The sequence below is a fragment of the Herbaspirillum sp. YR522 genome, from assembly GCF_000282575.1.
GTDB lineage: Bacteria > Pseudomonadota > Gammaproteobacteria > Burkholderiales > Burkholderiaceae_D > Herbaspirillum.
In genome coordinates this window covers 21140-30975 of the sequence record NZ_AKJA01000009.1, presented here as the reverse complement: position 1 = coordinate 30975, position 9836 = coordinate 21140, and the positions used below count along the sequence as shown (strand labels likewise).

At 47.9% G+C, this 9836-nt stretch carries 8 protein-coding genes and 1 pseudogene; 7 read left to right on the top strand and 2 right to left on the bottom strand.

All coding sequences use genetic code 11. The features are described from left to right. The 4 genes and pseudogenes from PMI40_RS24315 to PMI40_RS23605 form a co-directional block, all read left to right on the top strand. Positions 1–539, top strand: a pseudogene (locus PMI40_RS24315) (hypothetical protein); the annotation flags it as partial. Beyond that, on the top strand, positions 529–2781 hold the full coding sequence (locus PMI40_RS23615; protein ID WP_008111144.1) for a hypothetical protein: 2253 nt from the start codon (positions 529–531) through the stop codon (positions 2779–2781). The pseudogene PMI40_RS24315 and the gene PMI40_RS23615, both read left to right, overlap by 11 nt. Beyond that, a complete protein-coding gene (locus tag PMI40_RS23610) occupies positions 2762–3322 on the top strand; it encodes a hypothetical protein (RefSeq protein ID WP_008111142.1) in 561 nt (186 codons plus the stop codon). Before PMI40_RS23615 ends, PMI40_RS23610 begins: the two co-directional genes overlap by 20 nt. 8 nt (positions 3323–3330) lie before the next feature. Then, entirely contained in the window at positions 3331–4509 is a 1179-nt protein-coding gene (locus PMI40_RS23605) for a hypothetical protein (protein ID WP_008111140.1), read from the top strand. 147 nt (positions 4510–4656) lie between these two features. On the opposite strand, the gene PMI40_RS23600 is transcribed toward PMI40_RS23605, so the two are convergent. Together PMI40_RS23600 and PMI40_RS23120 are read right to left on the bottom strand one after the other, a co-directional pair. Further along, positions 4657–5676: a hypothetical protein gene (locus tag PMI40_RS23600; RefSeq protein WP_008111138.1), complete on the bottom strand. Its 1020-nt coding sequence runs from the start codon at positions 5674–5676 to the stop codon at positions 4657–4659. A gap of 218 nt (positions 5677–5894) precedes the next feature. Continuing rightward, a complete protein-coding gene (locus PMI40_RS23120) occupies positions 5895–6269 on the bottom strand; it encodes a hypothetical protein (RefSeq protein WP_202949694.1) in 375 nt (124 codons plus the stop codon). Positions 6270–6457: 188 nt separating this feature from the next. On the opposite strand from PMI40_RS23120, the gene PMI40_RS00810 reads away from it, so the two are divergent. From PMI40_RS00810 to PMI40_RS23115, 3 genes are read left to right on the top strand one after another with little or no spacing between them, the layout of a single operon-like run. Further along, a complete protein-coding gene (locus PMI40_RS00810; protein ID WP_008111137.1) occupies positions 6458–7117 on the top strand; it encodes a VWA domain-containing protein in 660 nt (219 codons plus the stop codon). Continuing rightward, positions 7114–7872, top strand: a complete 759-nt coding sequence (locus tag PMI40_RS00805) for a PP2C family serine/threonine-protein phosphatase (protein ID WP_040501469.1) — start codon at positions 7114–7116, stop codon at positions 7870–7872. Before PMI40_RS00810 ends, PMI40_RS00805 begins: the two co-directional genes overlap by 4 nt. A gap of 9 nt (positions 7873–7881) precedes the next feature. Then, a complete protein-coding gene (locus PMI40_RS23115; protein ID WP_008111135.1) occupies positions 7882–9825 on the top strand; it encodes a helix-hairpin-helix domain-containing protein in 1944 nt (647 codons plus the stop codon). Positions 9826–9836: the final 11 nt, after the last annotated feature.

Genomic DNA, 9836 nt, shown 5'->3' with positions numbered 1-9836 from the left:
CAGCCGAAGCGGCTCGTGTGGCCGCTGGCCATGCATCGCTACATACAACTGGGACGTATCTTGATCAATTTCTGGTTCGTCTGATCAGTAAGAGTATAAATCTCGAATTCCAGCGGCGATTCGAGTCAGTGATCGTTGCCATCCACGAAGATCTGAATGGCTCTTCTGCTAGCCTGTTAAAGGCGGTAGGCGATGGCACAAGTTGTGTAAATCCGAGTGCGCCACCTGAGCATGACTGGCTACTTAACGGCCAATGTTCTGCTCGAAACTGTCATTCTGATGGTGGATGTTCAAACAACAAGATCGTTGTAACTCGCGCGCGGCTAGAAGAGATTGTCCGTTTTAATCAATATCACCGGCAACGTTGGCGGAAGCTTTATGCTCGTAATCCCGAGAACTTCGAGAAAGTTTTAGGGCCCGCGATACTCTTAAATTCGGCACTTCTTCTATTTCTTCGAGAAGGGTTGTTGAAGGACACGATTGCCCCCCTCATAGAGGAGATAACTAAAAAGATCGGGGGGGCTCGCCATGAAAAATAATCCAAAAGAAACACAAAAAAATGAATTCGCCACAACTGCCGAATACATCCGAAAGGATTTGTGGCACTCGGATATTTCTATAGATGATCAACTTCGGTTGCGAATTCGCCGGTTAGAGGCTGCAGAGGAAGAGAGTCAGTTCTGGACATTTAATCTATCCGACGTATTTTTGCCGGCAAACTCAATTTACCCATCAATTCGTCCGATATCAGATTTTCCTGAGTTATCCAAAGTATTGGTGTTATGTGCGCAGCGATATTTGGAAACGGCGGGACAGTCCAAATCAAGGACTACGCGAGTCAGAGGAATCATCTACCTGCTGTCGATGGCTCTCGAATATTTATGGATTCAGGATGTCACAAAGTTCGCCGATGCGCGCCCTTATCATTTTGAGAATCTGGTGAAGTCTCTGGCTAGCGGGGGATGGCTTGTTGCGCTAAATATTCAGGAACGGATACATGCGTTAGCTTCCCACGAGCGGTCGATGCTCTTTGAAACTCAGGAATCAGTTATCGGGAAGCATGTGTTCACATACAGACAAACTGAGATTCGTAAAATCTTAGGTACCAACATCCGAAACTTTCGATCCGTCACTGCAGAGCCGGTAACTGCGCTGGAGGAGCGTGATGGTTCTCTTCAAAACGTATGGGGGGCAAGCAGATTAAATGCTGTGCTGAGTTATATCAATATTTTCTACGACATTGGGGCGGACTGGGGCCTGTCGTTTCCACCATATATTGACTCAAACAAGCTGGCTAAAAAGTTAGCCAGACCACCTTCGAGGACAAAAAATATCAATGTAGGTGCGGCGTCCATTATGCTGAAAAGCAGTGCGTCTTGGATCTATGAGTACGGCCCGTTAATTGCGGACTTGATTGAAGAAGTATCCAAAGAGGTGGTCGAATGCCGGATGCTTACCAGAAAATATATGGGGAAACGACTAAGGAGTTTCTTTGAGACGTTGCCGACCAGGTTGCGCGTCGTCGGCGCTCTTCCGTTTCCGATCGAGTATCTGGACTTTGGCCGTCGAACGAAAGAACGATCACATTCACTGAGAACGGCGGTCTTATGTTTGATCACAGCCTGCTACGTAACTATCGCGACTATGAACGGTCGACGAAAGGATGAAATCGGCCATAGGAAGTTTGGTTTAAGACGAGGAGATTTAAAGGTAATTAGCGAGGAACTAGAGCTATATCAAATTGATTTTTATATTGAGAAGACTTACCAAGAAAGGATTCCGTTCTACGTCAATAAGATTACTGCAGATGCAGTGAGACTTCTAGAGCGATTGGAAGATGCCTTTTATCAAATTGATGTTGCGCTCTTTAAGAAAGACCTGTCGAAGAATCGGCCACTTTTTTGCTATCGGCGCTTTAGTTTAAGTAAAGGCGTAGGAGAACGAAAACAGTGGTATGCATTTTCGACTTCTGGAAAAGGGAATGAAGAAGATGCCATGCCATATTTGAGATTGGCATTTGGCGATGGAGATATCCCTGCTGTCTCCTCCCACATGTTTCGGCGAATTTACGCACTCATTTTTTACTACCAGTATGAGAATGCTGACCTTCAAGCGTTAATGTATCAGTTGGGCCACTTCGATCTTGCGTCGACTATGATCTACATCACTGATCCTTCTTCCCGGCCCGAGTCAGAGCAAATCAGTGAGTGCTTAGATATCTCTTCGACCGAGATTCAAAAGGTTCGTCAAGCGCATGTTGACGATCTCAATGAAGAGCTAGCTATTGTTCGCGACGAGAAATTCGAACATGAGGTTTTTGCGATCTTGAATGGAGAGACAAGATTAGGCGGATACGAGAGATTTGTACGACGCGTACATTTAAAGCTGGCGACCGCTGTTGAGATAAATTCAGAACGGGAAACAGGTACTCCGATAGTTGGGATCTTGAAGCAACGTGGTCACTTTCCACGTCCGATGCGACATGGCCAGTGCATGGCCGGTTCTACGTTGTCTATTAAATCTGCCCGTTGCCTATCTAGCGATAAGCTAGATCTAGATCGAAGTAGAGCAAATGCTCACACATGCGGGACGTGTATGTTTCATCTTACATCGGAGCCGTACCTATCAAATATCGATGCAGACCTCCGTGAAATAGAACATGAAATGGAAAATCTCGATATTGGCAGCTTAATGTTTGAGCAGAAAAGAAATGAGCGTGACAATGTCAGAGAAGCCCTAAGCTTATTGCGAGGTCGGATCCATGAAAAAAAGAATATATAAGCCATCTATTGCTTACCGCAATCAAGACAATGCCGAGCAGAATTTGCTGTCTAAGATTTCAATTTTAGAAGAACTGCGTTCGGCAATCGAAGCGTCCCTAGCCGTAGGTGATAAGGAAAATGCGATACATGCGGATTTTCCAAAATCAATTCGACAATTCAATCTCTGGGATTCAGTTAAAGGACCTTCATACGGTATATCTGAGGTCCGGAGAAATTCAAATGAGACGCTAAGACGTTATCCATCCATTCGCACGCGGATTGAGATGACCATTTTGTCTCTGAATCAAATTAAGCAAGCTATTAAGCGAAGGGGATCTAATCCTGAGAGGGATCTCAGAATGAAGTTAGCGGAGTCAGAGAAGCTGAGAAAAATACTCGAGCTTGAATTAGTAAAAATTATTAAGGAAAGAAACGAAATTGCGCAGGACCGTGAAATCCAGTTAGATAGATTGGCCATACTGCAGCGTAGTTTGAAAGAGCTTTCGGGCGCGCCACATTTGGTTGCAACTCCATCCCGCAAAAAGACTCCTAAAGCGTAGAGGACGAGATGAAACAAGAAGATTTAGTTTTATCCACATTGAAGTATTCGTGGCATGAGATCAACGGAAAGCCACATCTGATCGCCTATCACCTCCCTGATGGGGAAATATGCCACTGCATTATGGAATATATCTACTATCTCTCCATGCAATGCGATTTAAATGCCAGGACTATCAAGAATGAAGCACTTTATCTGAAGAAGTTTATCGAGTTTCTTCCCGAGAGCGATTTGTTGTTAGTGAATGACGTGCTACTGAAACAATTTCGCGATCACGAGTTGGCGCTAACGAGAAACAGAAAAAATTCCAGTGGTGATTTGTTGCGTGCGCAACGCTCAGTGAATATTGGATTACGACGAATCTACAAGTTTTTAACTTGGTCGAGCCAAAATGGCTGGCTTCCAGCGCATTATATTGGCGAGTACGATTCGAAGATAACGGTTTTGGAACGCGATCGAAATCGCAGAAGAAGTCAGTCGCAGCAGACATTTCCTCTTTTATTTAAGCGTAGCGGTTCCGCAGGCACGACGAATGGAAGATACTTTGCTACGGACGAGGATAAATCTCAAATGGAGAAGTACTTTCGAGAAAATTGTACTGAATTTACTTACGCTAGAAATATTCTCTTCATGGAAATCGCCAATGCCGTTGGATGGCGTCGTGGTGCGATCAATTCCCTGCTATGTGCGCAGTTCGAGTCCATCAGTATCAACGATAAAGTGTTGAAAATACGGCCAGCGTCTCAGAAGTTTGGCTATCAATATACATTTGACGTAGGAGTCAACCTTGCAGCGAAGATCCGGTTCTTCATCCACAATTTCAGGAAGGCGTATTTCCTCGAAATGGGCTGGGATGACGCCTGTGCGAATGATCGTATCTTTACATCAGCGAGGGATGGTTTACCGCTGACAGACCAGGCAATTTCACAAATTTTTGGAGCCGCGTTCAAAGCAATTGGGGCTCCGCGCGGTGCTGGCTTGCATTCGTTTCGTAGAAAATTCACTGATGAAAGAGTCGAGAGTGAGATACGTGGACGACTTCGTTTGGGCTTAGATACTAGCGTAGCATCTGTAGCCGCGTCCGTTGCAATTCTGCTTGGCCACTCTAATCCAGAGTCTGTGAATGCTTACGTTGAAAGGGCTCATGCACGACTATTGGAGCGGGGTGTCGATTCAAGTGACTTGTAACTTGGCAAGTGAAGTTGCCCTCTCGGCTGACCACAAAGTTGTATGAGAAAAAGAGTCGCTTTCTGAGTGCGTATTCTCCGCGAGTGCACCAGGCCGTCACGCGCATTACCATAATTCATGGAGAAGTCTATCTGTGCGAAAAAATTCTTAAGGCATCGTCTCCGCCGTGAAAGGTATATCTATGTAGAGCTGACCGCCCTCACGCCTCATAATAATCCCACCTTCAGCCACCATGTCATCTGCTATATCCGCGACGACCTCAAACAAACTGAGGTCTTGCCACATCCCATACTGAGCCATGATCGCTTTACAAGCGTTATCGAGCCGGTGAAAATATTCCTCGAACCAATGGCCAGCAAGCGTCGCTTCAAAATTCGGCCTAACCGACAACTCCGTATCACGTCCTGCTAAATTTCCTAAGTAATAAGAAGCGTATTTCAACAAGTTAGCGTACGTTCGATAAACCTCTCGGTAAACTTGGTCTAAGTCGCTATGTAGGCGATAAGCTTTGATTGCTTCATTAGCTTCCTGCCGGACAATGCCCATGTTTGTGATTAGCGTCTCCTCATAACTTTCTGTAGGATCTGCACCTATGCCCGCGCAGAGTAACGTGACTGCGTACTCATCCCAGCACGCAAAGATCACATCGCTACGAGCTCGTTCCCAAAGATTCGTGAAGCGGCTGCGCAAAAGTAGGCCTGGGATAGCCGCCTCAAACTTTCCGGTAACTTCGACGTGCGCACATTCGTGGGCCACGATGTGCAGCGGTAACTGCAAAGCAGTCGGGTCACTAGTATCCTTAAGCGGCCAAAGGTATCGGGCATTAAATACGATATGACATTTCAGCACGTCATCTCGAAGCACAGAAGGCGTCATCGCCACCCCGACAACTGCTCCTTCTGAAGGAGTAAGAGTATGGCTGCTCTCATATCCGCGATCTAACTCGGCCAGCGCTTGGGCATAATCCTCAGCAACCGTTACACCATCCAGCCTAGATAAATCAAACTTACGGCTTAACACGCGAACTAACTCACCGACAACTGTTGCTAGACGGTGCGCATCCTCCTCGCTAGGAAATGCCCCCCGAGCGGTGACGCTAAATTGTGCCGGTGCTGTAGTTGAAACGCTGCTGAAATCGACGTCGTCGTTGGCCGACTCTACCGTCATGAAGTCCCCTTTATCTTAGAATTCACAAATCGTCCACGCGTAATGTAAGGAACAATGCGCAAAACCGAAAATTCGCACTCTAACCCTTGGATTGAAGATTTGTAGCTTCCTTGCCAGTCGGTTGCATCCTATTCGCCGAGAAAATCCTCAAGGTGGGGTTACCTTTGAGGATTTTTGGCTCTCAGTACGAGGGGGATTATGAACGGGATATGTTGAATTTAAAACGGATATCCTGCTTTCAGAGTTGAAAAATTAGCAACGACCCAGTCATGTATTTTTTTTCTGCCTTGGATGGTGCCTGGAAGTTCTGCATGAAGCATCCATTCCACGATCAAGCGAGTCTTCTTTTCAAGATCTACACCCCCTTTACCTTTAAGGTGGTTTAGAAAATAAAGTACCTCATACCCTTCAGCTCGACTAAGACGATCCGCATCGATCAAGGTCTTGTTGGGATCATCACCGGTAACTGCTTTCCAGCTGTATTCGTAATGCAGATCAGACTTCGTTAATGCAGGCATATCATCGTCCTTTTCTTGTTGGCTAACCTGTTGAATTGTAGAGAGTGCGGGCCCACGTCCCCCGTGGAATTTCATTCCAAGTCACTAGGATGTGCACGACAATCCCGGTTGGAGCAGCGAGAGGTACTACGTTTTCGTCAGTCATATTGACGGACAGTAATTGGCAGAAATTGATTTAATTCATGAAAGCTGTTATTGCAAAGCAATAGAACTCAAGTTTTTGATACACTTTACACTCAAACAAAAATCATGGGGGGTAACCGATGGTTGAACAAATTTCCTTTGAGACAAACGACTTTGCAAGCAATCCTGAGCCGCGTTGCCCGTGCGTTCTGCTGCTGGATGTTTCTGGTTCGATGAATGGTCGTGCAATTGACGAATTAAACGCAGGACTGGAGACCTTCCGCGAGGATTTAGCTGCCGATTCCTTGGCAATGAAACGTGTTGAGGTTGGTATTGTGACGTTTGGTCCTGCCAAAGTAGAGATGCCTTTCACCAGCGCTTCAATGTTTTATCCTCCGACGCTGGAAGCGCAAGGCGACACCCCTATGGGTGAAGCCATCCGTCAAGCACTCAATATGCTGGAAGACCGCAAGCGAGAGTATCGTGCCAACGGCATTGCGTACTTTCGCCCTTGGATTTTCCTGATTACCGATGGCGCCCCCACCGACCAATGGCAGACCGCTGCCGCTTCAGTGCGTGAGGGGGAGGAGTCCAAGAAGTTTGCGTTCTTCGCGATTGGTGTCAAAGGAGCCAATATGGATATATTGGCTCAGATCAGTTCCCGTGCGCCTCTCTCCCTCGATGGAATGAAGTTCCGCGAACTGTTTAGTTGGCTCTCTACATCATTGCGCTCAGTCTCTCGCTCTACGCCTGGGCAGGCTGTGGCTCTAGAACCGCCGTCCGGCTGGACTGTAGTGTGAACTGGCGGGTAGTTACTGCATCGGAGGTTGGCACCTCTCATGTGCAGACGAATGCCCCATGCCAAGATAGCTGCTGGGCGCAAGTTTATGAGCTAGCGCCTGGCATACCTTTGCTTTCCATTTTTGTCGCTGATGGAGCCGGCAGTGCTGCTCGTGGCGGCGATGGAGCGGAGCTGGCAATTCAGGCAGCAGTTGACTTCCTAACGGAGAAAATCGCCGAACGTGAGTTCGGTCTCAATGACCTGTTAGCCACTGACATGGTCGTGGCTATCAGAACGCAGATATTCCGCGCTGCCGATGCTGCAGGTCTCACCGGACGAGACTTCTCGTGCACTTTTCTAGGCCTGCTTTCCTCACCTTTGGGTACATTGGCCTTTCAAATCGGGGACGGCGGCATCGTGATAGATGCTGGCGACGGACTTGAGCTCGCGATCGTACCGATGTCGGGGGAGTACGCCAATATGACATCTTTCATTACTGACGAGAACGCAGTCGAGGTACTGCTGACCAAGGCTTACGTGAACCAAGCTACCCTGGCCGCCGTCTTCAGCGACGGTATTCAGCGGATAGCACTCAATATGGCGACGAATACTCCGCACGAACCATTTTTCGCTCCCTTCTTCAAAACATTGAAAAGTACCACCGATGAGCAGGAGGACCAGCTTCAAGGCCTGCTGGCTAAATTTCTAGCGAGCCCTCAAGTCAATGAGCGTACGGATGATGACAAGACCTTGGCACTCGCGGTGAGGCTGTAATAGAGAGCTATGGTTAAAACGCTCTACACGTCGAGAGGAGCTCCGGTTCCGGTTGGGCGGGAACTTGGTAAGGGCGGAGAGGCTAGCGTCTATGAGCTGCCATCTTTGCCAGACCAGGTAGCGAAGGTTTATCACGAAGCGCCTGACAATCAGAAGCAGGAAAAGCTTCGTTTCATGTCTTCTGCAGCAGATGATGAGCTGACCAGTTATGTCGCTTGGCCTCAAGGGACGCTGCATTCAAGTCAGAATGGCCCGGTAGTTGGCTTCTTGATGCCTAAAGTGGTCAACAAAGAGCCAATACATATGTTCTATAGTCCGGCGCACAGACGCCAGGCTCATCCCAAAGCTGCGTGGGACTTCCTTATCTATGTGGCTCGAAACATAGCGGCCTCCTTCGACGTCGTTCACGCGCATGGATTTGCCATCGGTGATGTCAATCAAGATAGCTTCTTTGTCGGTCGAGATAGTAAGGTCTCGCTCATCGATAGCGATTCATTTCAGATTAAAACGGCGCGTGAACTCTTCAAATGCGAGGTTGGGGTCGCGCTCTTCACCCCTCCTGAATTGCAGGCCATAGCATCGTTTGACCAGGTCGTACGAACCGCGAACCACGATAATTTCGGTTTGGCGCTTCTGATTTTCCACGTGCTATTTGGTGGGAGACATCCTTTTGCAGGAGTGCCACAGCGGAACGGCGTTGGTGATGCTCTCGAAACGGATATTCAGCACTTCCGCTATGCCTATGCGCGAGACAACAAAACTCGAGGTTTTCTCCCGCCCCCACGATCGATACCAATTGGCATCGTTCCTACGAACATGGAAGGTATGTTTGCTCGAGCATTTACCGAAGTTGGAGTTCGTTCAGGAAGGCCGACTGCAAAGCAGTGGGTCACAGAGCTGGATAGCCTGCGATCCAATCTTAAAAAGTGCAGCGCTTCTGCAATGCACTTGTATCCCAAACAGATTTCGTCCTGCCCATGGTGTGAGCTTGAACGCCAGGGAGTGGTTTACTTCGTTGATTTGGGAGCGACCTTTGTCAACACACCTAGCGGATTTGTACTCGCTCAAGTATGGGGAGTTATTCAAACTATTCCGGCCCCATCGACTATCAGTGCTCCTCACCCTGGCCGATTCAAATGCATTCCACAACCTTTGCCAGATAGCGTAAGCGGTAATAGTTCGCTGGTCGGCTACAGAATCCTGCTGCTAATTCTGACTGGAGTTTTTATAGCATTGATACCCAAGTGGTGGGGCGTTGCGGTACTAACTGCTGGCGTGCTCTGGTGGGCAGTAGGATCATCGGGTAAGAAAGCACAAGCGGTAGAGAAGAGGCTGCGCGCGGAAGCGCGCCGGCAGGCGAAAGAGGAATATGAAAGGTTACTTCAGGACCTAAAGGCTGAAACGGGCGCCGAAAAGTTTAATGCAAAGAAATCGGAATTATCAAAGCTGCGAGACGAACTGCAGGAACTCCCTTCATTGGAGAAGAAAGCCGTTGATGATTTGAGCAAGACAGCATATGAGCGCCAAAAGCATCGTTTTTTGGACGGATGTTTCATCGATAGTGCTGTTATTAATAATGTTGGAAAGGCACGTAAAGCTGCATTGCGATCATTTGGTATTGAGACTGCTGCTGATGTGACAAAGGCAAGAGTTATGCAGGTAAAAGGATTCGGCGCCAACCGTACTCGCGACGTTTTGGATTGGAAGGCTAGTTGCGAGCGTAGATTTGTTTATAACCCAGCAAATGCTGTTTCTGGCGCAGACCGCGACGCAGTTCTGCATAAGTTTAGGCTGAGAAGGGTAATCCTGGAAAAGAGTCTTGGCGCGGGACCGAATGAATTGCGGCAACTTACGCAACATGCTCAATCGCGAAGGGCAACCCTAATGCCTCAGATTGAACAGGCAGCGAAAAATTATGCACAAACCGAGGCCGATCTCTCAATCTTAAATTAATGAGCGACCTG